We start from the raw sequence: 26,053 nt of genomic DNA, 5'->3' as shown, positions 1-26,053 counted from the left end.
CCGCATGAATAAAGGCTTACAGGCGTTACCTATTGAAAATGGTAACAGGTAACAGAGGTAACAAGTTCTAAATTTTCCCTCATTTGTTACCCATGTTACCCATCGTTACCCAAGCAAAAAAATATAGGTAACACCCTGAAACGCTGTCATAGCAAGGATATTACCCATGTTACCTATGTTACCCATGAAAAATAGACATTCTGAGAAAATTAGAGAGATTTAAACCAATGCCAAACGTAAACAAAGTGACTGTAATGGGTGTATTAGGCCGTGACCCTGAAACTAAACAATTTCCCAACGGTGGCAGCGTTACGACATTCAGCGTTGCAACTACCGAGTTTTGGAAGGACAAGACCACAGGCGAACGTAAAGAGGCCACAGAATGGCACAGAATCACCACTAACAACCGATTAGCTGAGATTGCGAGCAAGTACCTCAAGAAAGGCGGAAAGGTTTATATCGAAGGCTCATTGCGTACAAGGAAGTGGAAAGACAATAAAGGAGCGGATCGGGAAGTAACCGAGATTCGAGCCGATGAGCTGCAATTGCTTTAATCGAAGCTCCCTAAATATGGGGAGCTTTTTTTATTGGATAAAACACTTCTTTCATAGGGTGAGTTTCACAAAATCATTTCTTTCATAGGATTGTTTCGCAAATTGAAGAAATGGAATGATTACACCCCTATTTTGTCTAGGTACGTCTAGCAAAATCCGTATCAGTATGTATCAGTAAATGGCCTTAAATCTTGCATGACAAGCCTTGTATATTTGTTTGACAAGATACTGATAAAAGTACCTATAAAAATGCACTCAAAACCAAGCTATATAAGGCATACGGCGTTTTACTTAGATATGCAGCTCGTCAAACTACGTCCAACAAGAAATGCGGTTTTGTCATGCTACGTCCTGCTAAATTTTGCTTTACAGGGTACTTGTAAGAAATGCCACCTATGCCAATTACAGCAAGGCATACAGCGATTTAATAACTTTGATTCTGTATAGCTACGTAAAGCAAAGACCCCCTATTTTGTATAGCTACGTAAAGATTTTCTTGTTTTACAGCACCACATGAAAAAGACCATTAAAACCATGCTCAAAACTAAGCACAGCAAGGTTTACGCCGTTTTTGAGGAATACCTATCTTGTAAAACTACGTAAAACAAATATCAGGTTTTATCAGGTTTAACCAATCGAGTGATGACGGCTAACCAGTGGGGGGAGTTCATAACTTATGGATTGACCCAAAGCGGAGACCACTCAAAACCGCACCAGCAAAAAAAATTCTGTTTTAGCAAATAGGTTAAAGTTGTTAAAGTTAAAAAATCACTGCAAAGGCTTATATATAAAGGATTTATCTAGTTATAAGTCGATTTTCAAAAGTTAAAATGATGTTAAAGGTACTTACTATTGCTTACAGCTACGGCGTTCTAAATGTCAGGTTTTGTCAGGTTGTAAACTTAGTATTACTTAGTATTTATGCCGTTTGCAATGTTAAGTTTTGATAAGTTCTGACTAACATTTACTAACAGGTGCAGCGTTTTAAATAACAGGTTTTGACAGGTTATCAATGTCAAGTTTTGACAAGTCCGAGCAGCAAGTGAAAAGTAGTATTTTGCAGTAATCCAAACCATAACAATTGATAACAGCATGGCATTTTTGAATATTAGGTTTTATAAGGTTTTGCATTTTTAAAGCAGTCCGCAAAACTAACATTTACTAACAGTAGGACAGCGCAATTTTGCGTTGTGTTTCGTGACAACTACGCGCGCGCACGCGAGGGATATATTCATTGTGGTTTTAAGGCTTAAAATCCCAATAGAATTACAGCGTGATTATTCGTGCGGTTTACTGCTACAAATAGCCTGAACATAGGACTACCCCCCACTGGGGGATATAAGCAAAATTGCGTTGGTTAATGAACTACGAAACTTTCGTACAGTCACACAGTGTGGGTATGGTCAAGATGACCACGCCTAAAAGCCAAGACCGATAGTGAAATTCCGCTATCGCTATGCCCATGCTCAAAAGTGAGCAACGGCATTCACTGAGCGAAAAATTGCGTTGAGTGGGTGCGTCAAAATATGGACAGACCTCAAAAGTGAGTTTTGCATGTGACTATCGGTCACTCACAAAGATAACCCCAACTTTGGGGGCATCTCTTAACTTCCATCACTGATGAGAGTTTAAAACAATGGTTATCCTCAAAATTGAGGTTATCCCTTAACTACCTTTAAAGTGTAGTAGCGGATCGGGAACATTTACCCCATTGGGGGATATGCTCAAATTTGAGCGCATCTAAACAACCTAGCTACTTAATCAACTACTTGGACGGCTAAGTTAATTTAGGATTACGTTATCGTTTCGGTAATCGCCGAAACCCATGCAAGTGACCAGCTCAAAGATAGTTAGTGAGTAACTGAGTTACTTAAAGTCACTCAGTCAATATGCTCAAAATATCGGGCTACCTGAGCCACAAAAAAGAAGAGCAGCGAAAAAACACAGCAAACCGCTATACCATCAAGCAATAATCAAGAAAACGCGCGGGCGTGCGAGGGGGAGTGTTTTTAACTCCTGAGTTCGTCACCCAGCATGACAACTAAACTCAGAGAAAATAGCCTAGCAACAGATAATCTGTACACTGTGGTGTACACTGGGATTTTTGTATAAATATTAAATTATATAAAACAGCTATTTAGCAAATTTGTTCAATTGACGCCACCCAAAATTCTTGTTATAAATCAGCCGCTTATTTAAGTGGCTTTTTTATTGCCTAAATTTTATAAGCGATTTAAAAAATCAAATCAAAACTAGAGCGAATACGCTCAATCAATAAATGCTTCGACTCTGACAAATGGGTATTTTTACGTACCATCAATTGGGTCTGAGCCATGTTGCACAGCTCGGAATCAATAGTTAAAGCAACGGCCTGACCTTCTTTTACTGCATCTGCGATATCTGCATAGCGCATGGCGGAAATCCCATGTCCAGCCACCACATAATTTTTTAAGGCATAAATAGAATTGGTGGTCAGACCAATATTCAGGTTCACTTGTAAGCGCACCATTTCACTGTCGAGTAGCTGACGGAAACCATGCCTTACGGGCATTAAGGCAAATTTATAGTCTGAAATTTCGGAAAGACAAATGCGATGCTTGAGCTTGGCAAGAGGATGACCGGCAGGAACAGCCAGAATAAAAGGTTCTGTTTTATGGGCAATGGTGCTGATGTCTATATGAAATGGAGGATTATACGCCAGTCCAATATGCGCCAGGCTGTCCACTCATTAATTCTAACTGGATTTCAATATTTGGATATTTATAATGCACATGTCGAAGTACATCATAAATCATGTGTTGCATATAACTTTCACTTGAAACAATGTTCACTTTGCCGAGTTGAGAAGATTGCAGCTGAAATAAACTATCAAATAATTCATTTTCACGATTTTTATTTTCCTTGAAATACTCAAGTACCAGATAGGCGGCTTCAGTCGGAATAATATGCCGACCCTTACGTTTGAACAGGTTTATTTTTAATTCTGATTCAAAGAGTTGAATTTGTCGGCTCATGGCGGACTGTTCAATATTCAGGATATCTGCCGCTTTGCGCATCGAGCCAAACATCATCACCGTATAGAAATAACGCAAACGCTTTTCATTGATTCCGTTCAGTGGCGCAAGGAATTGCAACTTTCTGTCCATAAAAACTCTGATGCTTTTAAAGCATCAGTATGCCGAATAAATTACATTGTTATCAAGTCAGGAGCATGCTTACATGGATTTTGAACAATAAGAAGATCTAGATAAAAAGGAGTTTTAGATGGATTTAATCACCTCCCGTCAACAACGGTTAGACCAGATTTACAAGAAAGTAAGCTGGCGGCTACTGCCATTTTTATTGCTGTGTTATTTCTTTGCTTATCTGGACCGGATCAATATCGGATTTGCCAAGTTACAAATGCAGCAGGAGCTGGGCTTTAACGATGCAATTTATGGCATGGCAGCCGGCATATTCTTTTTAGGTTATGTACTGTTTGAAGTGCCAACCAACCTGTATTTTGAAAAAGTCGGCGCCAGAAAAACCATTACCCGCATCATGATTTTGTGGGGCCTGACCTCCATGTCGATGCTATTTGTCACCACCCCGCAGATGTTCTATGTCTTGCGCTTTTTACTAGGTGTATTCGAAGCCGGTTTTGCCCCAGGCATGATTTTCTATCTGACCTATTGGTATGCTGGTGCACGCATGGCACGCGTGATGGTGATTGTCATGCTGGCCGGGCCGCTTGCTGGCATGTTAGGCGCACCGTTATCTACACAAATTATGAGTACTTTTCATCAGATTTATAATCTTTCTGGCTGGCAATGGTTATTTTTATTAGAAGCTGTGCCGACCGTGCTGTTGGGCTGCGTAGCATACTTTTATTTAACCGATCATCCTTCACAAGCAAAATGGCTGTCCCAAGAGGACAAAGCCTTATTGGTGAAAGAAATTTCCCAGCATCAGTCTGCAAGCGGTCATAGCAATTTTAAAGCGGTGTTGAAAGATCCCTGGATTTATTTCATGGCCTTGGCCTATTTCACCATTATCTGTGGGATCTATGCGATTGGCTTCTGGCTGCCATCTTTATTGAAATCGGGCGGTATCCAAAATTTGCAGATGATTGGCTGGCTGGTGGCGATCCCATATTTATGCGGCGCAATTTTCATGATCATTTTTGCCCGCAGCTCGGACAAATGGCAGGAACGGAAATGGCATTGTGTAGTGCCTACGGTATTGGCCGGAGTCAGCTTGATGTTGTCGGTGATCAGTGCGAATTTCCTGCTGTCCTTTATTGCGATCTGTACCGCAACGGCCTTTATGTTTAGTGCCTATACCATTTTCTGGTCGATTCCATCGAAATACTTAAGCGGTAGTGCGGCAGCAGGCGGAATTGCCCTGATTAACAGTATCGGATTACTCGGTGGTTTTGTCAGTCCAAATATTATGGGCATGGCGCAGTCAATGACCGGTTCCATGCTGGCAGGCTGGTTCACGATTGCTGTGATCATGATGCTCGGAGGCACTTTCCTGATTTATACCTTCAGACTGAAAAAGCAAGCTGCGCCTCAGCAAACAACACACACTGCTCTAATCGTCGATAAATAATCAATCATGCAGCATAGGAAGGATTCAAGATATGAAGAAAATCATCATTGCGGGCTTTCAACATGAAACCAATACCTTTGCCCCGACCAAAGCAAACTACGCGGATTTTGTCCAGGGCGGGGGATTTCCTCCGCTTAGTCGTGACGCAGATGTCCTGAAATTTCGGGAACAGAACATTCCGATTGGCGGTTTTATCCAGCAAGCAGAACAATTCGGTTATCAACTTTTGCCAGTGATCTGGGCTGGGACTTCACCTTCAGCGCATGTAGAGCAGGACACTTACCAGCGGATCTGTGATGAAATTATTTCCAGCATTCAGCAACATCCGGCAGATGCGGTGTATCTGGATCTGCATGGTGCCATGGTCAGTGAACAGGTAGATGATGGTGAAGGCGAATTATTAAGACGAGTTCGCGAGGCCGTTGGTCCGGACATTCCGGTAATTGCCAGTCTGGACTTCCATGCCAATGTCACGCAGGCGATGTTTGCTCATAGTGATGCATTGATTTGCTATCGGACCTATCCACATGTAGATATGGCTCAAACCGGACAACGCTGTGCCCAACTGCTGGATCAAATATTCCGGGGTAAAAAGCTGCACAAGCAAATGTATAAGCTGCCGTTTTTGATTGCGCTGAATGCACAATGTACCGAGCTGGAACCTACCCAGTCTTGTATGAGTTTACTTGAACAGCTAGAGCAAAATAATTCTGTCCAGATGAATTTCACGCCGGGCTTTCCGGCGGCAGATTTTGAGGAATGTGGCGGTTGTATCTGGGGCTATAGTGAAAACGCTGAGCAGTTAGATCAGGCTATGCAAGGCTATATCGCCCATGTGCTGCAACAAGAAGCGCATTGGAATATGGATTTTTTATCACCCGATCATGCCGTGCAGCAGGCACTTCAACTTTATCAACAGCATCATTCGAGCAAACCTGTGGTGATTGCCGATACGCAGGATAATCCGGGAGCCGGTGGTGATTCAAATACGACCGGGATGCTATCGGCGCTACATCGACATCAGGTTAAAAATGCATTGATTGGTCTTATTGTTGATCCCGTGGTGGTGCAGCAAGCCTACCAGCTTGAGCTTGGTCAGCATTTTTATGCGCAACTGGGTGGAACATCGGGTATTGCCGGGGATTCCCCATTTAGCGCTGAATTTAAGATCAAAGCCTATAGCGATGGAAAATTCAGCTATGGCGGGCCTATGATGCATGGTGTTGAGGCGGATATTGGACCGAGTGTATTGCTGGAAATAGATGGTATTGAAATTGCAGTCAGTTCCTACAAAGCCCAGTTGCTCGATCGTAATATGTTTAGAATTTTTGGCGTTGTGCCTGAAGATAAGTCAATTATTGTAGTGAAAAGCTCGGTACATTTTCGTGCAGATTTTCAGGACATGGCTGCTGCCATTTTGGTCGCGAAAGCGCCTGGGGCCATGAAAGCAGACCCGAATGACTTGCCTTGGCAAAAGATTGACCCTGATAGACGGCTTGTGCCGATGGGTGAAAGTCTGGCGCAACGTGATCAGCCATTACGTCGTACGGTCTAATATTTAACTAACATCCAATTAACACCCAAGCGATTGAACAGGCGAGCTCTATCATGATCCAGCCTGTTTTTTTATCAAATCCTCATTATCTGATTCTGTCATAGATGAACTTGACTGACATCGACTTAATCTAGCTAAAAAAAGCGGATATGAATTCAACATCCTTTTCAAACTCAACAAAATACCTATAATTCCAAGTAGAAACTTGTTGTAAATTAAACCTTAGAAAAAAACAAATACAGTTTTGACTTTCTTATTTCAAATTAAACGATTCAATCGGAGATTCTCATTGCGCGCTGCCCGCTATAAAATTTTGCTGATTATCGTATTGCTACTGGCAGTAGGGTTTGCTCTATTTCGCTGGTGGCAGGGGCCTGTGGTGCCTAGTTATACGCTGAGTACCATGCCGCTAGTACAAAATGTTGTCGCAACCGGACGTGTTGCGACGGTTTCGCGTGCCCAGGTAGGCAGTGAAATTAGTGGTGTGGTTCTGCAACGTCTGGTGCAGGAAGGCGATCAGGTTAAACCGGGTGATCTGCTGGTGGTGCTGAAATCAGATGAATTACTGGCCCAAGTCAGACAGGCCGAGCTGGCACTGACCGAATTGGCAAGCAGCCGACGGCCACAGGCTGCAGCAGAACTGGCCAGTGCCAAAGCCCAGTTGGAGCAGGCCAGCCGAGAAGCTACACGTCGACGTAATGCAGAAGTCGGTATCCTGTCGAGGGAAGAAGTCGAACAGGCTGTGGAAGCGGAAAGAGTCGCGCGTAATAATTATGAGACAGCCCGGGTAAAAGCAGTAGCATTGGCTGCGGGTCAAGTTGAAGAAGCATCGCTTCGTGAACAGCTGGCGGTGGCACAGGCGCAATTGGCCAAAACCAAGATTCGGGCGGCGGTCGCCGGCACAGTACTGACACGCGCTGTCGAGCCGGGTGATCTGGTTCAGCCGGGACAAACTTTATTTACCATTGCGTTAACAGGGAATACAGAAATCCGGGTACCGCTAGATGAGCGGAATTTACCGCAACTGGCCTTGCAGCAAAATGCCACTGTAATTAGCGATGCCTATCCGGATCGGTCTTTCCCGGCCCGGATCAATTTTATTGCGCCAAGTATTGACCCACAGCGAGGTACGGTAGAAGTCAGGTTAACTGTAAATCCAGTGCCTGATTTTCTGCGTCAGGACATGACGGTATCGGTGAATGTCGAGACGGCCAAACGAGCGCGGGCTCTGGCTATTCCGAATGATGCTTTAAGTAGTATCAAGGGAAATAAAGCCGTGGTCTTAATGGTACGTGATGGAAAAATACAGCGTCAGCAGATTACTTTAGGCTTGCGTGGCCTAGCCATGTCAGAAGTGAAATCAGGCCTGAGCGAGGGCGATCAGGTGCTGGCAGATGCCGAATCTTCGTTGGAAGATGGCACCAGAGTTCGCTTAAAACCACAACAGAGTTCATTGCAGAATTCTGCTGATACGACCAACAGCAAAAATGAATTACCGGTGAACTTCGATTGAAAAATTTATTCGGGCGGCTCTGGATCGAATGGAAAATCGCGGTCAGTTTTTTGCGCGAGGGTCGCGCGCAGTCCATCATGATCACCATCGGGGTTGCCGTGGGCGTAGCGGTGATCGTCTTTATCACTGCATTGATTCAGGGGCTGCAAGCCAATATTGTCGAACGAACCTTAGGTACACAGGCGCATATTCGCCTATTGTCACCGGATGAAGTCAACCGGATTGTGTCACCTCCCACCGAGACCGTGCAATTATTGCAGGAAGACAAACGGGCACAGCGCCTGCGTTCGATCAACAATTGGCAACAGATTACTGAAACGCTAGACCAGTTACCTGTACTGACCGCCGTCTCGCCGGTGGTGTCTGGGCCGGCTTTTGTACAACGGGGTGATGCGATCGAATCAGTGGCGTTGGTCGGGATGAATCTGGAGCGTTATCAGCAGATCATTCCATTAAAAGAATATTTAATCAGTGGTCAGTTGCGGGTCGGCGCGGATGATGTGCTGATTGGCAGTCAACTGGCCAAAGACCTCGGTGTTCAGGTCGGCAGCAAGTTGCGACTGGATACTGGTCAACAAAATAGTGCTTTGGTGAATATTGCCGGTATTTTTGAACTGGGTGTGCGCGAACTGGATGCGCGTTATGTCTATCTGGATCTCAAGCAGGCACAGTCCTTACTCGGCCTGCCAGGCGGGGTAACGGTGATTGACCTAACCATTGCCAATATTTTTGAAGCAGACCAGGTTGCCGCACAAGTCGGACGCCTGACCTCATTAAAAGCCGAAAGCTGGATTGAAACCAATGCACAACTGATGAATGCCATTACTGCACAAAGCCTGTCGACTAATATGATTATTGTCTTTGTCGCAATTTCGGTGGCTTTCGGGATTGCCAGCGTCATGTCCGTCAGTGTGGTGCAGCGCACCCGAGAAATTGGTATTCTGCGGGCGACAGGTGCAACCCAATCGCAAATCCTGAGGGTTTTTCTGTTTCAGGGCGCAATCTTCGGCTTGCTCGGTTCAGTGCTGGGCAGCATAGTCAGTTATGGCCTGGTGTGGGTATTTAATAATTTTGGGCCGGGATTATTCTATATTCCGATATCGATTGAACTGGTGATATTGGCGCTATTGTTGGCGACATTAACAGGCGTACTGGCTGCAGCGGTGCCATCACGCCGGGCAGCAGCACTCGACCCGGTGGAGGCGATTCGTCATGTCTGAGCAATCTCAGGAAGTTCTGCGTCTGGAAGCGCTGCGAAAATCTTATAATATTGGACAGCCCAATGAGGTTGAGGTCTTGCATGGCATTGACCTGCGCATTGATCGCAACGACTTTGCTGCACTTATTGGCCCTTCCGGTTCTGGAAAAAGTACCTTACTGAATATTCTGGGACTGCTAGATAAACCAACGAGTGGCGAGCTGTATTTGTTGGGACAACCTACCAGTGCGATGGATGATACCGGCCGTACGGCGCTGCGCGGCAACAGCATCGGATTTGTATTTCAGTTTCACCATCTGATTCAGGCATTTAGTGCACTGGATAATATTCTCATGCCTTTAATGATGGCGCATGGCAAACCGAATCAGCAGGCAATGCAACGCGCACGTGATTTACTAGCGGCAGTGGGACTGGAAAAATTTGCCGAGCGTAAACCGAATGAATTGTCCGGAGGACAGCAGCAGCGGGTGGCCATTGCTCGGGCCTTGATTACTGAGCCGGCATTATTATTGGCCGATGAACCTACAGGTAATCTTGATACCCAGACCGCGGCTGATATGTTTGAACTGTTTCGTAAAGTGCATCGTGAACGCGACTGCGCCGTACTTTTGGTCACGCATGATCCGCGCCTGTCCGCCACTTGTGATCGCACCATTAATCTGGTCGATGGCCGGATTGAAAGTGATTCGAGCAATCCGCATCAAGATTAAGCTGTACTGTAAGGAGCCAGGAGGGCCAATTTCCTGAAGCGGAAGACAACGGGATTTCTTATTTAAAACTGCCTTTAAATTATTTCCATGCCTGAGATTGAAATAAACGCGTCATTCAAAAAGGATGTACGCGATTGCCTACATCCTTAAATTTTGATGGTTTAATTTTAATGATTCTGTCTTTCAGGTTGATCTAATCATTGAACGCCGGTAAATCATATCTAATCAAAGCGTCAGGATGAAGCCGAACTTTAATGGCACTGCCGCAAGTTTCCATTTCATCCTGTGAATAAGCCTGATTTCAAAGATTCGATCCGATTTTATTGTTCCAGATTACTTCTCAGCATCCAGGCCGTTTTTTCGTGGACTTCCAGTCTTTGCGTGAGAATGTCAGCAGTCGGCTGATCATTGGCTTCTTCAATGATCGAGAAAATACTTCTGGCAGTACGTGCCACAGTTTCATGTGCATCTACCAGTAAACGTATCATTTCTTCAGCTTTAGGCACACCTTCGACTTCTTTAATAGAAGTGAGTTTCACAAACTGTTTATAAGTGCCGGGTGCTGCAAAACCCAAAGCCCGAATACGTTCAGCAATGACGTCCAGCGCATTCCACTGCTCGGTGTATTGAGTCATAAACATGGTGTGCAGGCTATTGAACTGGGGGCCAGTGACATTCCAGTGGAAATTATGGGTCATCAAATACAGGGTATAACTGTCTGCTAAAAGTCTGGATAAACCATCGACAATTTTGGCGCGATCATCATGCGAAATCCCGATATCAATTTTCATTGCTTTAGATTCTTTTTTAGAAGAGGCCATGCTCTTACTCCTTCAAACTTAACGCGATACGGTGTATTAAAATAAAGTCGGATGTATCTGAAGCCCGAGCCAAGAGATGAAATGATCTCTATGACTTTGTATTTGATCTAACAGGCTAAGAGATTTAAGTGGTTATAAGTTATAGATATTAAATCAATATAAAGGCAGGAAGTTTAGTCATTATGTATAAGCAGGACGCGGGATTGTAACTATTTAAATCTGTCAAATTTTGACCATCTTCAGCGGTAGCACGTTAATTTCTCATAGCAAATTGAACTTCTAAAAAGTCCTAATCATTTCAGGATTGAAACATCGTTTTGGGTTATGACGCTTATTTGTGAGCAAGATCACATATCACCATACTGAATCTTTATTTCGAAATATCTCTGTGAAATTTTAATATTTTATTTTAAATAAATAACTTAGATAAAAATTTAAATCATAAATAAACCCGAAATTTATAAAAAATAACACAATGCTGCCTTAATTAAACAAGGCACTACAAACAATAATAAATCTCTTTCTCAAATGCAGTTATGTTAGGACACAGGCGAAACCAATAACAATATTCCCAGAAGAGCAAAAATGCTTCGAGTCAGCATATTAAGAAGAAATATGAGGCTGATACAGGATCGGCTGTAGCAGATTGACTTGCGGGATGAGTTTGATTGGTCAAGCCATGCAAAATATCAGCTCAAGCGACTTTGAGATAGACCAAAAATATCTGCACTAAACTCAAGCTCAGCAAGGAATACATCATGAAAATTAAGGCCAATAGCCCCGCGACTGGTAAAGACGGTTTAGACAAACAAAATACCAATAAAAAAAGTGAGCAGCTCGACGCATATCGCAGTGATGCGACCGAGCAGGCACTCACCACCAATCAAGGGGTTAAAATTTCCGATAACCAGAACAGTCTCAAGGCAGGCGTTCGCGGTGCGACCTTGATCGAAGATTTTATTCTTCGGGAAAAAATTACCCATTTTGACCATGAGCGAATTCCAGAACGTATTGTGCATGCCCGCGGTGTCGGCGCACATGGCTATTTTGAGGCTTATCCGGGGAATGAAAAACTGACCAAGGCAGGCTTCCTGACCAATACCAGTGTGCAAACGCCAGTATTTGTGCGTTTTTCTACCGTACAGGGCCCGCGTGGTTCAGCAGATACGGTACGTGATATTCGTGGTTTTGCGACCAAGTTTTATACGGATGAAGGTAACTTTGATTTAGTGGCGAATGATGCCCCGGTATTCTTTATTCAGGATGGGATCAAGTTCCCGGATTTCGTGCATGCAGTCAAGCCTGAACCTCAGACCGAGATTCCTACCGGTGCATCTGCACATGATACTTTTTGGGATTTTGTTTCCTTAGTGCCTGAATCTGCACATGCGGTGATGTGGGCCATGTCGGATCGGGGTATTCCGCGTAATTTAAGAGCCATTCAAGGCTTTGGCGTACATACTTTCCGTTTTATCAATGCCGAGAATAAAGCGGTTTTTGTGAAATTCCACTGGACGCCAAAACAGGGTCTCGCCCAACTGGTCTGGGATGAAGCACAAAAACTGGCGGGTAAAGATCCGGATTTCCATCGTCGTGACTTATATGAAGCGATTGCCTCCGGTAACTATCCGGAATGGGAGTTGGGTGTACAGGTCGTTCCAGAAGAAGATGAGATGAAGTACGACTTCGACTTGCTGGACCCAACCAAAATTATTCCGGAAGAACTGGTGCCGGTGACGCCGATTGGCAGAATGGTGCTGAACCGTAATGTTGATTATTTCTTCGGTGAAACCGAGCAGGTGGCATTCTGTCCGGGACATATTGTGCCAGGACTAGATTTTACCAATGATCCATTATTACAAGCACGTTTGTTCTCCTATACCGATACTCAGCTTAGCCGTTTAGGTGGTCCAAACTTCCACCAGATCCCAATCAACAAGCCGGTTTGTCCATTCCACAATAACCAGCGTGACGGTTTACATCAGCGTATTGTACATACCGGTCAAGCCAGTTATGAGCCGAATTCGATTGACAATAACTGGCCGGCTGAAACCCCGCCAGCAGCACAAGGCGGTGGTTTTGAAAGTTATCAGGAACGTATTGATGGACACAAGATCCGTCAGCGTAGCGAATCATTCAGTGATCACTTTAGTCAGCCCCGTCTTTTCTACCGCAGTCAGGCACCTCATGAGCAAAAGCATATTGTCGATGCCTATGTCTTCGAGCTGAGCAAGGTGGAACGTAAATATATTCGTGAGCGTGAAGTTCTGGAAGTGCTCTGCAATATCGATTTGGACTTGGCTCAGCAAGTTGCTGATCAATTGGGCATTGAAATTCCGGCAGAGAAAAAGGCAGCAACATTGCCAGATGTGCAGATTTCACCACGCTTATCTTTCGAGGCATTTAAACCTGAAGATATTAAGGCACGCAAAATTGCGCTACTGGTGCACGACAAGGCCAATGAGGCCAGTATCAAAGCTGTTCAAGCCTGGGCAGAATCAGAAGGTGCTGTGGTCGATGTACTGACCCCAAAACCGGGTCCGGTACTGGGTCAGCAAGGCGAGGTGATTCCTTCCGATGGTATGCAAAAAGCAGAGCCATCCATCGCCTATGATGCTGTGGTGATTGCTGACGGTGACAATTACGATGTGGTGATGAAAGATGGTGTAGCGACTCATTATCTACTGGAAGCCTACAAACATTTAAAACCAATCGTGTTCTTGGGCGATAAAGGCAAACTGATTGAACATTTACGCTTGGTTAGCGATGAAGGAACCTTGGCAAATGGGCAGTTTGAAGCAGTACAAGATAGCTTCAAGACTTTGATCTTGAACCATCGTGTCTGGACGCGTGAAGCAATTGCGGAAGCGATTCCTGCCTAAACGATCCAATTTATATTTTAGAGGATAGAGGCTCCGGCTTCTATCCTCATGGTTTTAAAATGGATGAAGAGATGGTGAGACCGGACGTCAAAAAGTTGTTGGCTCAAGCACAACAAACCAAATGGAGCAGAGAGCAGGACATTTATCTCATTGAACATAATCATTTGCCTTTAGCTGAACTGATGCAGCAACTCTGTTTCAATGAAGAAGAGATTAATGCACGGCGTAAGGTATTAGGGCTGACCACACGTTTAAAACAAATGCGCAAGCTTTCTCATTAACTGACTTTAAAAACACAACAACATTATCCGTATTTTATGAGGAACCGCATGCATGAACCTCGGTTCAATATTACAAAGATTTGAAAATTCTCCTCTGGAGCTACAAGAAAAAATTCAGCACACTTTAATGGAACTGGTGGCGATTTCCGAACAGGTGCCTTATCCCGCTTCTGGAGCAACCTTAAAACGCTGGCAGATACTTAGTCAGGTTTCGGCAAGAAATTTGAGCCTGGGCAAACTCTATGAATCGCATTTAGATGCTTTAGCTATTCTGCATGAACTGAATGTTCCGGTAGAACAAAAAGGTTTATGGGCAGTTTGGGCGGCAGAAGGTGGACCCAAACCTTTAACATTGCAAGCAGGAAAGTTAAGCGGAATTAAGCCTTGGTGTTCTGCTTCGGGTTGGGTGCAACACGGCTTGCTCACTTACCGTGATGAGCAACAACAATCCCAGTTACTGATTCTAGATTTGTCGCAAGAAGGCATTCAGCATTATCAGGATGCCTGGCAGGCAGTGGGCATGCAGCATACCTTGACTGCCCGGCTGGAACTGGATCAGGTTGAGGTGGAAAAAGTCGCAGCTCCAAATGCCTATCTGGATCGGCCCGGATTCTGGCATGGTGCCGCAGGTGTGGCCGCATGCTGGTATGGCGCAACCGTGCGTTTGGCTGAATATTTAAAACAGGCAGTATTGTTAAAACCGCATGCCTATAAGGCCATGTATCTCGGTGAAATTAGTCGGGAGCTTTTAGCGACACAGTCCTTATTTTATCAAGTCGTTACATTGATTGATCAGCAACCGCAGCACTCTCATGAATTAAAGATTCGCAGCCTGCGTGCTCAGGTGGAAGCAACGGCCTTAAGCGTGCTTACCCATGTGGGTAAGGCTCTTGGTGCTGCGCCGTATTGTGAGCATCCGCATTTCGCTCGGCTTGCAGCAGATCTTCCGGTATTTATTCGTCAAAGTCATGCTGCATTTGACTTGGAGCGGATTGGCGAGCTGACTGTACAGGAGGAACAATTATGGACGTTATAAGACATGAGATTGTAGGGGATCGTGTCATCCATGGTGAAGGCACAAGACTTGAAGAATGGTGTTCCTGTCAGATTCTGCAACAGATGCCGGAATTCGATATTCCTCAGGTTATTCCACCGGATGCCAGAGTCTGCATCATTGCCCCACATCCTGATGATGAAATTTTGGGCTGTGGAGGTCTGATTCAGCGTCTGGACAAATTGGGATATCAGATCGTACTTTTTGCCGTTACCAACGGGACGGCCAGTCATCCAGGTTCTAGCCTGTATAGTCCAGAAGAGTTGAACCAGATTCGTCCTGCTGAAACGCGAGCAGCTTTAGAAGCGTTACCTTTAAAACAGAATATTTTGCGGATCGCTTTAGACATTCAGGATGGCAAGGTGGCAGAACAGCGGGAGGTATTGCAACAGCATCTGCAATCTTACCTGCAGCCGAATGATGTGTTAATTAGCACATTTGTTCATGATGGACATCCAGATCATGAAATTACAGGGCAGGTTACACAGCAGCTGGCGACTGAGCTTCATTTGCCCTGTATTCAGGTCCTGATTTGGGCATGGCATTGGGCAACCCCTGGAGATACCAGAATTCCTTGGACCGTCGCTCATCAACTCAAATTAACTGAGGAAGAATTACAATATAAGTCTCTAGCTGTGCGGTGTTTTAAGAGCCAGCTCGAGTTTGACCCTACTATTGAACAATCACCGATTCTGCCAGAGCAGGCATTACAGCGTATTTTACAGCCCTGGGAGGTGTATCTGTATGAACAGTAAAGCAGCCTATGATCAGGAATATTTTGATGCCTTATATGCACTGAATCAGGGAGATCCCTGGCAATATGAACAGCGTTGGTATGAACAGCGCAAACGGCAGATTTGTCTGGCGGTCTTGCCACGCTTGCAGTTTGACTCCGGGATTGAAATTGGTTGCAGTAACGGCATCTTCAGTCAGGAGCTGGCGCAGCGGACAGATGCCTTAATGTGTCTGGATGCCAATGATACTGCGATCCAGTTGGCACAGCAGCGTTTACAAGTGTATCCGCATGTGCAGGTGCTACAGTGTATCGTGCCAGATGAGTTGCCCGAACAGAAATTTCAGCTCATTGTCGTCAGCGAGATTTTATATTATCTGAACCCGATTGCTCTGCAACAGGTGCTGACATGGTTGCATACTGCACTCGAACCGGGTGGATGTATCTTGAGTTGTCATTGGCGCGCGTCGATCTCGGGATTTAGCTTAAATGGTGAAGATGTCCATCAGTATCTCAAAGCGCATTTAAACTATGCACATCGTTTAAGTTTGCAGGACTCCGATTTTTGGGTAGATCTCTGGTTGAATTCAGCGCAATCTGTGGCAGAGCAGGAGGGCTTAAGATGAAAAAAATCGGTGTGGTGATTCCGGCCTGTAATGAAGAAGCCTATATTGAACGCTGCCTGTTGGCTTTAAAATCAGCACAAACTTATTTTTTTCAATACTTTAAAACAATAGAAAATCTTCCTGAAATTCATATTCTCGTGGTCTTGGATCATTGTACCGATAGCACCGCACTTAAAGTTCAGCAAATGAACATTCCAGCTATCAGTTGCGACTTCCAGAATGTCGGTAAGGCACGCCATTTGGGGATTCAGCAAATGATCGAGCAAGGTTGTGACTGGATTTGCTGTACCGATGCCGATTCATTCGTACAGTGTGACTGGTTTCAGGTGATGTTAGAGCATCAACCGACTGATGCAATTTGTGGTGTGGTCGAGCTGGATCAATGGGATCATTTAAGCCGGAAAACCCGTCAGGCTTATCTCCGACATTATCAGGACAGTATGGGACATCGGCATGTTCATGGCGCAAACCTGTGTTTTAAAGCTTCGGCTTATATACAGGTCAATGGGTTTCAGCAACTGGACTGTCATGAAGATGTCGATTTCATCCGTCGTTTAGAAAAAGCTGACGCGCAGATTGTCTGGTCGAATCAGCTGAGAGTCACTACCAGCAGTCGTCTTAGCTCAAAAATTGCTGCAGGTTTTGCACATTTTCTACAAAAACTTGAGCTTAAGCAGGCCGCGAAAAAACCGATCAGCCTATGCAAATAAAAGCATAAAACTATAAATTTTATACAATCAGATACTTGTAAAAAATCTTAAAATTAGTGTCTAAAAACTATTCCATTTAAATTTATTCTGTTTATAATTCACGCAAATTCGGCCCCGCAAACTTATACATTCTAGCTATAAGTCTGTGGGGTTTTTCTATGGATGATCGGTAATGGATGCCTGAGCCTTCTTTTTTGGTAATACAATGTTCAATCAAACACTGCTTTCTCGAATTCAGTCTCCATCACCATATCTATGGCAGAAAATAGCGACTGCGTTGTGCTTCTTTAGCTTGGGCTTTAGTACTGCGGCTTGGGCACCCTTAATTCCATATGCACAGCAGCGCCTGTTATTAAATCATGCTGATTTTGGCCTGTTATTGCTGTGTGCCGGAATCGGTTCAATGCTGGCGATGCCGCTGGCCGGCCGACTGGCCAATGCCTTAGGTTGCCGTACTGTTTTAGCCGTAATTCTCAGTGCATTTTTATTTATTTTGCCTGCTCTGGCTTATAGTCCGAATCATTTAATGATGGCAATCAGCCTGTTTTTCTTTGGTGCCAGTGCCGGGGCTTTGGGCGTGACTGTCAATATTCAGGCTGCACAGATTGAGAAAAAACTCGGTAAAAGTTTAATGTCAGGTTTTCATGGAGTGTGTAGTTTAGGTGGTCTATCAGGCGTACTGGGCATGACCATGTTAATGGGACTTGGCTTGGCGCCTTTAACCGGTGCGGTGATTGTCAGTGTAATTTTGCTGCTTATTGCCTTATTCGCTGTTCCTTTAAGTTTGGGTGCTGAGCCAAAAACAGCGGTAGAAGACACATCATCAGAACAGCCAGTGAAAAAAGCAGCACCGACCTGGGCGATTTTAGGCATTGGTCTGATCTGTTTTGTGGCTTTTCTGTCAGAAGGTGCAGCTATGGACTGGAGTGGTATTTATCTTGCTACTGAGTTCAGCCTGCCTGCGGCGCAAACCGGTTTGGCTTATAGTTTCTTTGCGGGTTTGATGGTGTTGGGACGCTTTAGTGGACACCTGATTATTCAGCAGTTTGGTGAAAAAAATACGATTCTGTTAAGCGCACTCTTGGCTGCAACCGGTTTATTAACCGTAGTCTTTGCACCAGTCTGGCAAGTAGTGTTGGTGGGTTATGCGATTTTAGGTTTAGGTAGTGCCAACATTGTACCGTTAATGTTTTCCCGTGCAGGACGTCAAAAAACTTTGGCTTCACATGTGGCATTGTCTTATGTATCGGTATTTGCTTATACAGGTTCATTAATTGGACCGGCATTGGTCGGCTTCGGCAGTGAAATCATCGGATTGAGCTTAGTATTTAGCGTCATTGCGATTGGTCTATTGAGTATTGTGATTTTGAATCATCTCACTGCAGACCCAAACGAAGTACAACACAGCGAAGAGATTGTGGCTCCTCTTCAAAACGAAACACCAGCTTAATGCTGGTGTTTTTTTACTTAAAAATTTAGGCATGCACACTGAACTGGTTTGAAGCTCCTGCAGCCACCGGACGATAGATCCGCAGGCTTTGTGAGTTTTTCAGGTCAGTGATAAACTGATCACGCCAGCGAATAATATCGAAATTTTTCAAGCCTTGGCTTAAATAACGATAACGCTCTAAACGTTCTGATTTAGACATACGGAGCGCTTTCTTCAAGGCTTTGGCCATACTGTCATGTTCATAAGGATCGACCAGTAAGGCTTCTTTCATTTGTTCAGCAGCACCGGCATATTTAGATAGAATTAAGACACCCGGATCTAAAGGGTCTTGTGCAGCAATATATTCCTTGGCGACCAGATTCATGCCATCCCGAATCGAATTTACCCAGCAAATATCTGCCTTACGATACAGTTGCATCAAGGCTTCATGACCCAAAGTGTCATAGCTGCAATCGAAAGGTAACCAATCCGCTGTGCCATGCTGGCTATTGAGTTCATGCACGGCAGATTTAAATTGCGTATACAGGTTCTTATAGGTTTTTACATCCAGTCGGCATGGGCAGGCAATTTGTAATTGCTGGAATTGATTTTTAAACTCCGGTTGATCTTCCAGCAAGCTCTGCAAAGATCCGATTTTCTCCAATAAGCCTTTACTATAATCAATCCGGTCAACTGAAATGATGGTTTTATAAGGCTGCACTGTCTCCAGATCAAAGGGAAGCTTTTCCAGATGACTATCTGAGGCCTGATTCTGCAGTTGCACAGGATGCACACCAATCGGATAGCATTTCACATGAATCTTTCGAGATTGATAATTCAGGATTTCATTGTGGCGATGCTGCACTTTTAAGGTCTGTTCAAGGAAATTTAAACAGTTTTCCTGATCGCGAGAAGTCTGCAAACCAAGTACATCATAGTTGGCCAAATGATGTGCCAGATCACGATGGGCCGGTAAAGTTTGCCAGAGCCTTAGTTCAGGAAAGGGAATATGCAGGAAAAAGCCAATACGGTTACGCATGCCCAGTTTACGGCAATAATGCGCCACGCTTAAAAAATGATAATCATGGATCCAGATGATGTCATGTGGAGATGCCACCTGTTTCAGGTGCTTGGCAAAGCGTAAATTGACATCCTGATAGATCTTAAAATCCTGCGGCTGATAATCTACAAGTTGATGCTGGTCGTGCATCAGCGGCCACAATGCATTGTTGGCAAAACCACAATAAAAACCTTGATATTGGGATTCAGTCAATGGACTCGTGTGATATTCAACATTTTGATGCTTCAGGATTTGAAACTTCTGCTCTTTCGTCTGGTCAACTCGGGATCCATTCCAGCCAACCCAGATACCGCCTATATCCTGCAAAGCATCCTGCAATGCCACCGCTAATCCACCTGCCTGTGTATTGTCTGACTTAGGTAGATTTACACGATTTGATAACACTATGAGTTTTGACATGTAATTTCTCCAATAATAATTGTTGTTGTACTTTCAGTATTTCTAAAAATTCCGCTAGAAAAGCCTGTACTTGAGTCACATTTTCGAGGCGATGTTGTGCCACGGTGTTGCCTGTACCGACTTTGATAGAGCAGCCTTTGAATGTGTTGATGACTTGAAAACCGGCTTCGTCGGTCAGGTCATCTCCGATAAAAATGGGGTAATGATCACTTAAGTGATATTGTTGAATGATTTGTTGGATGGCTGAACCTTTATTTGCACCTTTGGGCACCAGTTCAAATACAAACTTTCCAGCCTTAAGTTCAAAATCCTGAAAATGAGCGAGACAATTTAAGGCAAATGCATGTACTTGATGCTCTAAATGGGGATGTTCACGAAAATGCAGGGCGACTGAATAGTCTTTAATTTCTATTCGAGTCTGAGGAATATTATTACTATGATCTGTAATATAATTTTTTAATAATTCAAACGGTTCAGGATTTAACTCAATTAACTTGCTTAAATGCGATTGATAGCTTAATTCCAGACCGTGAGAACCGGCAATATTCCAGTCAAATGGATAAATAAGATTTTTGGCTTGTGCAATTGAGCGGCCGGTCACTAATACTAGCTGAATATATTGTTGTAACTCTTTTAAGGTATTTAAGGTTTCGCTCTTAATTATACTTTTTGCTGGATCTGGGTGGAATTCAGAAAGGGTTCCATCAATATCAAGAAATAAAACAATTTTGTGAGAATAAATAATAGGTTTGAGCTGATTTAAAATCACTTGAGGTAATATATAAGAAGATGTAGCAAGTGAATGTTCTAGATCTTGATCTTCTTTGAGAGTCGACATAAATACTACCTAAGCCTCTGAAATTAAATTGATTTAAAAGTTAAAACTACCTGAATGGTCATTGATCTGATTAAATTTATAACATATTTCATTTAACAGACTGGCTTTAAGTGCAGAAAGGAAACACTTTTAACAAGTACAGTTACTTTGTAAAATTTAGAAATATTTTGGTAGAAATCCAGTATTGTTAATAAATTTTAAAAATAAATTATGAAGATTTTATATTTTAAGGTTTTCCTGGATTAAGTGTTTTTCAGGATTTTAGATAATAAGATTTATTATTTAAGCGTTATTTTTTTAATATGTATTTTTGTAATTAATTTTTTAGAATATAGTATTTATTATTAATTTATTTTTTTATTTTTAAATATATGAGGGAGATGTAATTTTGAGATCTTTTTAAATAGAATAATCTAAATAAATTTATAAATTAGGCATATATAATAATATCTAAATTAAGTTTATGAAAATTAATAATTTTTAAAATTGGCTAAGCTGTCTTAAAAGAAAAAATACTAAAATTGTCTAGAGGGGAAATTTCGTATCAATCAAATTTTCTTGGGACCAATTGCAGAGCTATACAATTTAAACAGCCTCTTAATTTAGCATCTCAGATTATTTTTTTAATTCTTATTGGTAAATTTTATCAGAGGATAAAAAATTGAAGAAAGATGAACGCCAGTTCTATGACTAAACTCTGAAAATAACTTGAATATTCTTTTTTTTGAATCGAAGCGTAGGGGTTAGATGAAGCTGAGCTAAACAGAGAGGAGAGATTTAAAGCTATGATTGTAATAAAAGAGCAGATACAGAAGACCAGAAACAGATCATCAGTGATCTCATATAGATCAAAAAACTAAGTGATGTTTCAATTAAAAGAAATTTTTCTACTCAAATGGATGAGTCAGTTTAAAAGCAGTAAATAATGAGAGAAGAGGAAAGAAGTAATTTTTTGAAAAAATAATGAAAGAGCAATCAAAGTGGAGAGAAGCTAAGGGTCGTATCATATAATTTAAGAAACCAAATTCAGATACAACCCCTCTATTTAGATGAGAGAAAAATACTCAGATTTCTCGCCACACTTCATTTTCGTCTTTTAAAGGAATGGTAAAGTTAAAGTCATCATCATTACTGACCAGAAGACTGGTGGGAGTCTGCATGACCACTTTCAAAACAGTGCCTGCTTCAAAAATAATAGGGTCGCAGTTTTCTTTTTGTAGGGTTACCGGTTTAAGTAATTCAATTACTGAACTTTCCATAGTTTTTTCCAAAATAAGATTACTTTTCGATAATTAAATCATAGCATGATTTTTGAAAATTTAACTGTTTCTTCAAAAACTGAGAACTTGATCAATGACTTATTCAAATAGGGAGTAGTGCTCTATTTAGATAAAAGATACTTAGAAGACGTGCAGTATGCCTGATTTTCATCCTATACTCGCAGTGCTCAGAAGCATGAGGTTCTTTTACATAAAACCGACAGATAACAGGCATAAAAAAAATTATCAAAATAACGAAAGGTCAAAAACATGATAATTTTTTTGTTTTTGATATCGCTCGGCTGAATGATAAAAATCGAGAATATAAGGAAAATCATAACGCAGAGCTGAATGATAAAAATAATTTTCTAGAGACTCGATATCTTTCTATCCTTTTTTACACTAAATTGAAAATTAATGCTTTATAACAGTAAAAATCTAAAATAAGAATAAACTATGCGTCATTTGGATGACCAAGAGACATAAGGAGAACTGGGTCGGCATGTTTAAGTCATTTTTCCCGCAACCCGTCTGGTTTTTTAGCAGCCTGATTTTGTGGTTTATCATTAATCTTGTACTTTGGCATAGTGGTGGATCAGGATGGGGAACCTATCTGGGTTTTCCTGAAGGTTATTTTGATGAAAAGCTTACAATCGGTATCGGGCGTTTCTGGTCAGCTCAATTCATCTGGTTCTATCTCTGGTATTTCATTGCAACTACGATATTTGCGCTGTTCTGGCAATGGAAAGCCGGACACCGATGGCAGCGCTGGTCGGTCTGGGGCTCGGCATTTATTCTGTTTAATATCTGGTTCGGGGTACAGGTCAATGTCGTATTAAATGAATGGTATAGCCCGTTTTATGATCAGATTCAACAAATGCTCACTAAGGGTGGTGGGGATGTTTCATTGCTGTATCAAGGCGCATTAACCTTTATTTATATTGCGATGGTTTATGTCACTTTAGCGGTATTTAACCTGTTTTTTGTCAGTCATTATGTCTTCCGCTGGCGTACCGCGATGAATGATTATTACACCGCACATTGGGAGCAGTTACGTCATATTGAAGGTGCATCACAACGTATCCAGGAAGATACCATGCGCTTTGCCAAAACCACGGAGCAGTTAAGTGTTTCCTTGATTGAAGCGCTGATGTTGCTGATGGCATTCCTGCCGATCTTATATCAGCTCTCTAGTCATGTGAAAGTTTTACCGATTGTAGGGGAAATACCGCATGCTTTAATGTGGGCCTCGATCGGCTGGGCGGTATTGGGTACGGTCATTTTAATGGTCGTGGGAATGAAATTGCCCGGACTGGAGTTTAATAACCAGAAAGTTGAGGCAGCCTATCGTAAAGAGCTGGTCTATGGCGAAGACTATGCTGATCGCGCACATCCGCTGACATTACAAGAACTGTTTAGCCGGGTACGCTGGAATTATTTCCGGTTGTATTTTCACTATGCTTATTTCAACATGGTTCGGATCTGGTACTTGCAGTTGGACAATATTTACGGATTATTTATTCTGTTTCCAAGTATTGCAGCAGGGGCAATTACCCTCGGTTTAATGATGCAAATCCTGAATGTGTTTGGCAAAGTGCGAGAATCTTTCCAGTACCTGATTTTGTCTTGGCCGACGATTATTGAACTGATGTCGATCTATAAACGGTTGAAAGCATTTGAATCACATATTGATTAATTTTTTCTCATATTATTATCCTGCTTTATTAGCCAAACAGTTTTAGGTTTGGCTTTTTTATGGCGACTTAGTCTACAAAATCCAATGGAAAATATCGATCTGACCGTTGGTCAGATGACTTAGGTAAATCGTGTCAGAACCTCCCAATATTGGGGTGTTCAGATATTTTTTTCTTGTCTAGAATCCTAAGGGCCAGCCAAGATGGCGTTTAATTTCCGGTGGTTTGACGTATAAAAATAACAAGTGTACGTTGAGGAAATTATTTTTATGCTGATCTTGTTCAGACAATGTTATAGCGGATAAAAGGTAAATTTATTACCCATTATAATAAAGGTCTGGAGCGTTCCCTGAATAAGCCGCCGGAGAAGGACTCACCGCCTTCTTCGGTTTTTTATGTATTTTTTCTATCTTTTTCTTGAGTCCTGAATGGAATTGTTTATTATTTGATCTGAATTAAAAGTGATACTCGTGTCAATTTTTATCACATGAAGCTTGGCACAATCAGCAAAGTTAAGCTGATATGTGCCTTTTTACCATTTAAATATTATAGTTATCAATATCTTGTGTTTGTTGTTTTGTGCTATTTAGGCTATGTTATACGGGATTTTGGGGTTGAGATGTTTGCTGTGAAGCTAAAAGTAATAATTCTAATAATAGGGGCAGCAGCTTTAGCTGGATGTAATAGCGTGAATCGGTTGAAATCAGAGGTGTTACATCCTTTTGCCAGTCCGGAAGAACTGATTGCCAAACGGGCTTTGAATCAACGTGATGGTAGCGCGAAAGATTATGTTTATCTTTGGGGACAAGCACAGAAAAATAATACGACTCAGGCCATGTATCCGCGTTCGATACTGACGCAATATTGTCATGAACAGGGCGGTAAATTTTCACTGCTGTATAAAAGTAATTTTAGTGCCGTGGCAGATGTTGCCCAACGCAAACGCCTGAGTGCCAATCGGGGTGTTGTACAGGGTAGCGGTGCCTATCAGTGTCGTATGGATGACCTGACTGAAAGCTGGATTGTCTCGATTGAGCCAACTTCTGAACGACAAGTTGATAAATCTAGCCAGACGCGTAGTGTTCGACTACTCACCCAGGTCATGAGTCCTTCTCAAGCAAAAAACTTTTATCGTCCAACTAAAGCCAGGGTTGCTGTGGAGAAAACCACACCTGCATCGATAAAAACCACGACTCCTCCTAAGACTCCTGCCGCAAAGACGACAAATGAGCTGAAGGAATCAGCACGTAAAGAATTAGAGCGAAAGGAATTAGAAAGAAAAGAGCTTGAGAAAAAAGAAGCAGAGAAAAAGCAGCTAGCAGCGGCATCAGCTCGAGCTGCGGTAGCAGAAACACCGCAACAACATCAGATGAAAATCTATGTGGCAGCGCGACGTGATATTAATAGCGGTAAGAATCTGAATAATGCCTGTAACAACGCCCAGCGTGCCTATAACTATGGCAAATTGCAGGGCACAGAGGGAACACGTGTCTATACTGAATCAGGGATGCTGGTAGCGCGCTGTTTAACCAGTGTGCCGAGTTATAGCAGCCGTTTCCCGAATGCTAAAGCACAATCCAAGCGGATTTTGCAGAATTTGGCCAATAATTATAATCATGCCGGAGCCAAGAATCTTTTGAGGCAGTTAAAATAAGCGCGGGATCAAAAGACTTAATCCAAAATCCGTATGATCCTTTTGACGATCGAGAAGATAGGCGCAAAAATCTGCTCGATCCGACGGGAGAGAGTAGAAGAAAGTCCGCTTGGTTTAGCGGAGAGATCACGTGACCCGAGAATCTCCTTCCGTGATGTCGGATGGATGAATAAAAATACGATCAAGACGAAAAAAAGGACAAGTCCCCACAGTATGATGCTGTGAAATATGTTGGTATTCATAATTATAAGTTTTTATTTTTATTGTTTTAGTCTAAATCATAGCGCTAAGTTTGACTGATCAATATCCTGACCTGATGAATAGCAATATGGACATCAGAATGATCATCCAAGTGTTGCAAATCTGATTTAGGTTTTACAGAGCTCTATCAGTTTATTGCCCTGTTCCATGCTACAAATAACTGGTTTTATATCACTGGCCGGACATT

General features: G+C 42.8%; 20 protein-coding genes and 1 pseudogene. 15 read left to right on the top strand and 6 right to left on the bottom strand.

Going from position 1 to position 26,053, the window contains the following annotated elements; all coding sequences use genetic code 11:
- Positions 1-227: 227 nt before the first annotated feature.
- A pseudogene (ssb, locus tag Q9R24_RS12350) lies at positions 228-551 on the top strand (single-stranded DNA-binding protein); the annotation flags it as partial.
- Positions 552-2,787: 2,236 nt separating this feature from the next.
- Here the strand turns inward: ssb and Q9R24_RS12345 are convergent.
- Positions 2,788-3,279 (bottom strand): LysR substrate-binding domain-containing protein, encoded by a 492-nt coding sequence (locus Q9R24_RS12345; protein WP_311204500.1) that lies wholly within the window; start codon positions 3,277-3,279, stop codon positions 2,788-2,790.
- Positions 3,245-3,700 (bottom strand): LysR family transcriptional regulator, encoded by a 456-nt coding sequence (locus tag Q9R24_RS12340; protein WP_311204501.1) that lies wholly within the window; start codon positions 3,698-3,700, stop codon positions 3,245-3,247. Before Q9R24_RS12340 ends, Q9R24_RS12345 begins: the two co-directional genes overlap by 35 nt.
- Positions 3,701-3,818: 118 nt before the next feature.
- Between Q9R24_RS12340 and Q9R24_RS12335 the strand changes: the two genes are divergently transcribed.
- From Q9R24_RS12335 to Q9R24_RS12315, 5 genes are all read left to right on the top strand, one after another.
- Positions 3,819-5,147: an MFS transporter gene (locus Q9R24_RS12335; protein WP_311204502.1), complete on the top strand. Its 1,329-nt coding sequence runs from the start codon at positions 3,819-3,821 to the stop codon at positions 5,145-5,147.
- 31 nt (positions 5,148-5,178) lie between these two features.
- On the top strand, positions 5,179-6,702 hold the full coding sequence (locus tag Q9R24_RS12330) for a M81 family metallopeptidase (RefSeq protein WP_311204503.1): 1,524 nt from the start codon (positions 5,179-5,181) through the stop codon (positions 6,700-6,702).
- A 289-nt stretch (positions 6,703-6,991) separates the two neighbouring features.
- Positions 6,992-8,215, top strand: a complete 1,224-nt coding sequence (locus Q9R24_RS12325) for an efflux RND transporter periplasmic adaptor subunit (RefSeq protein WP_311204504.1) — start codon at positions 6,992-6,994, stop codon at positions 8,213-8,215.
- The gene (locus tag Q9R24_RS12320) at positions 8,212-9,435 is read left to right on the top strand and encodes an FtsX-like permease family protein (protein ID WP_311204505.1); all 1,224 of its coding nucleotides are present in this window, start codon (positions 8,212-8,214) and stop codon (positions 9,433-9,435) included. The genes Q9R24_RS12325 and Q9R24_RS12320 overlap by 4 nt, the downstream gene beginning before the upstream one ends.
- Positions 9,428-10,144: an ABC transporter ATP-binding protein gene (locus Q9R24_RS12315; protein ID WP_004279331.1), complete on the top strand. Its 717-nt coding sequence runs from the start codon at positions 9,428-9,430 to the stop codon at positions 10,142-10,144. Before Q9R24_RS12320 ends, Q9R24_RS12315 begins: the two co-directional genes overlap by 8 nt.
- A gap of 320 nt (positions 10,145-10,464) precedes the next feature.
- On the opposite strand, the gene Q9R24_RS12310 is transcribed toward Q9R24_RS12315, so the two are convergent.
- Positions 10,465-10,965, bottom strand: coding sequence for a Dps family protein (locus tag Q9R24_RS12310; protein WP_005247040.1), 501 nt, complete (start codon positions 10,963-10,965; stop codon positions 10,465-10,467).
- A 758-nt stretch (positions 10,966-11,723) separates the two neighbouring features.
- On the opposite strand from Q9R24_RS12310, the gene katE reads away from it, so the two are divergent.
- The 7 genes from katE (at position 11,724) to Q9R24_RS12275 (ending at position 18,701) form a co-directional block, all read left to right on the top strand.
- Positions 11,724-13,847, top strand: coding sequence for a catalase HPII (gene katE, locus Q9R24_RS12305; RefSeq protein WP_311204506.1), 2,124 nt, complete (start codon positions 11,724-11,726; stop codon positions 13,845-13,847).
- A gap of 71 nt (positions 13,848-13,918) precedes the next feature.
- A complete protein-coding gene (locus Q9R24_RS12300) occupies positions 13,919-14,128 on the top strand; it encodes a hypothetical protein (RefSeq protein ID WP_311204515.1) in 210 nt (69 codons plus the stop codon).
- A 52-nt stretch (positions 14,129-14,180) separates the two neighbouring features.
- Positions 14,181-15,164 carry an acyl-CoA dehydrogenase gene (locus tag Q9R24_RS12295; protein ID WP_311204507.1) on the top strand — a complete coding sequence of 328 codons (984 nt, stop codon included), beginning with the start codon at positions 14,181-14,183 and terminating at the stop codon, positions 15,162-15,164.
- Positions 15,152-15,937 carry a PIG-L family deacetylase gene (locus Q9R24_RS12290; protein WP_311204508.1) on the top strand — a complete coding sequence of 262 codons (786 nt, stop codon included), beginning with the start codon at positions 15,152-15,154 and terminating at the stop codon, positions 15,935-15,937. Before Q9R24_RS12295 ends, Q9R24_RS12290 begins: the two co-directional genes overlap by 13 nt.
- Complete coding sequence (locus Q9R24_RS12285; RefSeq protein ID WP_311204509.1) at positions 15,927-16,541, top strand: class I SAM-dependent methyltransferase; 615 nt, start codon at positions 15,927-15,929, stop codon at positions 16,539-16,541. The genes Q9R24_RS12290 and Q9R24_RS12285 overlap by 11 nt, the downstream gene beginning before the upstream one ends.
- Positions 16,538-17,251, top strand: a complete 714-nt coding sequence (locus Q9R24_RS12280; protein WP_311204510.1) for a glycosyltransferase — start codon at positions 16,538-16,540, stop codon at positions 17,249-17,251. Before Q9R24_RS12285 ends, Q9R24_RS12280 begins: the two co-directional genes overlap by 4 nt.
- A 205-nt stretch (positions 17,252-17,456) precedes the next feature.
- Positions 17,457-18,701 (top strand): MFS transporter, encoded by a 1,245-nt coding sequence (locus Q9R24_RS12275; protein WP_311204511.1) that lies wholly within the window; start codon positions 17,457-17,459, stop codon positions 18,699-18,701.
- 25 nt (positions 18,702-18,726) lie between these two features.
- Here Q9R24_RS12275 and Q9R24_RS12270 read toward each other — a convergent pair whose 3' ends face one another.
- From Q9R24_RS12270 to Q9R24_RS12260, 3 genes are all read right to left on the bottom strand, one after another.
- On the bottom strand, positions 18,727-20,160 hold the full coding sequence (locus Q9R24_RS12270; RefSeq protein WP_086044046.1) for a trehalose-6-phosphate synthase: 1,434 nt from the start codon (positions 20,158-20,160) through the stop codon (positions 18,727-18,729).
- Positions 20,117-20,998 carry a trehalose-phosphatase gene (otsB, locus tag Q9R24_RS12265; RefSeq protein WP_153566747.1) on the bottom strand — a complete coding sequence of 294 codons (882 nt, stop codon included), beginning with the start codon at positions 20,996-20,998 and terminating at the stop codon, positions 20,117-20,119. The genes Q9R24_RS12270 and otsB overlap by 44 nt, the downstream gene beginning before the upstream one ends.
- A 1,064-nt stretch (positions 20,999-22,062) precedes the next feature.
- Positions 22,063-22,257 (bottom strand): hypothetical protein, encoded by a 195-nt coding sequence (locus tag Q9R24_RS12260; RefSeq protein ID WP_004730396.1) that lies wholly within the window; start codon positions 22,255-22,257, stop codon positions 22,063-22,065.
- A 502-nt stretch (positions 22,258-22,759) separates the two neighbouring features.
- Between Q9R24_RS12260 and sbmA the strand changes: the two genes are divergently transcribed.
- Positions 22,760-23,953 (top strand): peptide antibiotic transporter SbmA, encoded by a 1,194-nt coding sequence (gene sbmA / locus Q9R24_RS12255; RefSeq protein WP_005262445.1) that lies wholly within the window; start codon positions 22,760-22,762, stop codon positions 23,951-23,953.
- Positions 23,954-24,570: 617 nt separating this feature from the next.
- Positions 24,571-25,605, top strand: coding sequence for a hypothetical protein (locus tag Q9R24_RS12250; RefSeq protein WP_311204512.1), 1,035 nt, complete (start codon positions 24,571-24,573; stop codon positions 25,603-25,605).
- The last annotated feature ends 448 nt before the right edge of the window (positions 25,606-26,053 follow it).

This window comes from Acinetobacter sp. RRD8, from assembly GCF_031844225.1.
GTDB lineage: Bacteria > Pseudomonadota > Gammaproteobacteria > Pseudomonadales > Moraxellaceae > Acinetobacter.
This window is presented reverse-complemented; position numbering and strand designations above follow the sequence as displayed.

Bases quoted from the DNA above. Each gene is read 5' to 3' on its own strand.
- Q9R24_RS12340 (WP_311204501.1), bottom strand. From the start codon at position 3,700: ATGGACAGAAAGTTGCAATTCCTTGCGCCACTGAACGGAATCAATGAA.
- Q9R24_RS12335 (WP_311204502.1), top strand. From the start codon at position 3,819: ATGGATTTAATCACCTCCCGTCAACAACGGTTAGACCAGATTTACAAG.
- Q9R24_RS12330 (WP_311204503.1), top strand. From the start codon at position 5,179: ATGAAGAAAATCATCATTGCGGGCTTTCAACATGAAACCAATACCTTT.
- Q9R24_RS12315 (WP_004279331.1), top strand. From the start codon at position 9,428: ATGTCTGAGCAATCTCAGGAAGTTCTGCGTCTGGAAGCGCTGCGAAAA.
- Q9R24_RS12310 (WP_005247040.1), bottom strand. From the start codon at position 10,965: ATGGCCTCTTCTAAAAAAGAATCTAAAGCAATGAAAATTGATATCGGG.
- katE (WP_311204506.1), top strand. From the start codon at position 11,724: ATGAAAATTAAGGCCAATAGCCCCGCGACTGGTAAAGACGGTTTAGAC.
- Q9R24_RS12300 (WP_311204515.1), top strand. From the start codon at position 13,919: ATGGTGAGACCGGACGTCAAAAAGTTGTTGGCTCAAGCACAACAAACC.
- Q9R24_RS12295 (WP_311204507.1), top strand. From the start codon at position 14,181: ATGAACCTCGGTTCAATATTACAAAGATTTGAAAATTCTCCTCTGGAG.
- Q9R24_RS12290 (WP_311204508.1), top strand. From the start codon at position 15,152: ATGGACGTTATAAGACATGAGATTGTAGGGGATCGTGTCATCCATGGT.
- Q9R24_RS12285 (WP_311204509.1), top strand. From the start codon at position 15,927: ATGAACAGTAAAGCAGCCTATGATCAGGAATATTTTGATGCCTTATAT.
- Q9R24_RS12280 (WP_311204510.1), top strand. From the start codon at position 16,538: ATGAAAAAAATCGGTGTGGTGATTCCGGCCTGTAATGAAGAAGCCTAT.
- Q9R24_RS12275 (WP_311204511.1), top strand. From the start codon at position 17,457: ATGTTCAATCAAACACTGCTTTCTCGAATTCAGTCTCCATCACCATAT.
- Q9R24_RS12270 (WP_086044046.1), bottom strand. From the start codon at position 20,160: ATGTCAAAACTCATAGTGTTATCAAATCGTGTAAATCTACCTAAGTCA.
- otsB (WP_153566747.1), bottom strand. From the start codon at position 20,998: ATGTCGACTCTCAAAGAAGATCAAGATCTAGAACATTCACTTGCTACA.
- Q9R24_RS12260 (WP_004730396.1), bottom strand. From the start codon at position 22,257: ATGGAAAGTTCAGTAATTGAATTACTTAAACCGGTAACCCTACAAAAA.
- sbmA (WP_005262445.1), top strand. From the start codon at position 22,760: ATGTTTAAGTCATTTTTCCCGCAACCCGTCTGGTTTTTTAGCAGCCTG.
- Q9R24_RS12250 (WP_311204512.1), top strand. From the start codon at position 24,571: ATGTTTGCTGTGAAGCTAAAAGTAATAATTCTAATAATAGGGGCAGCA.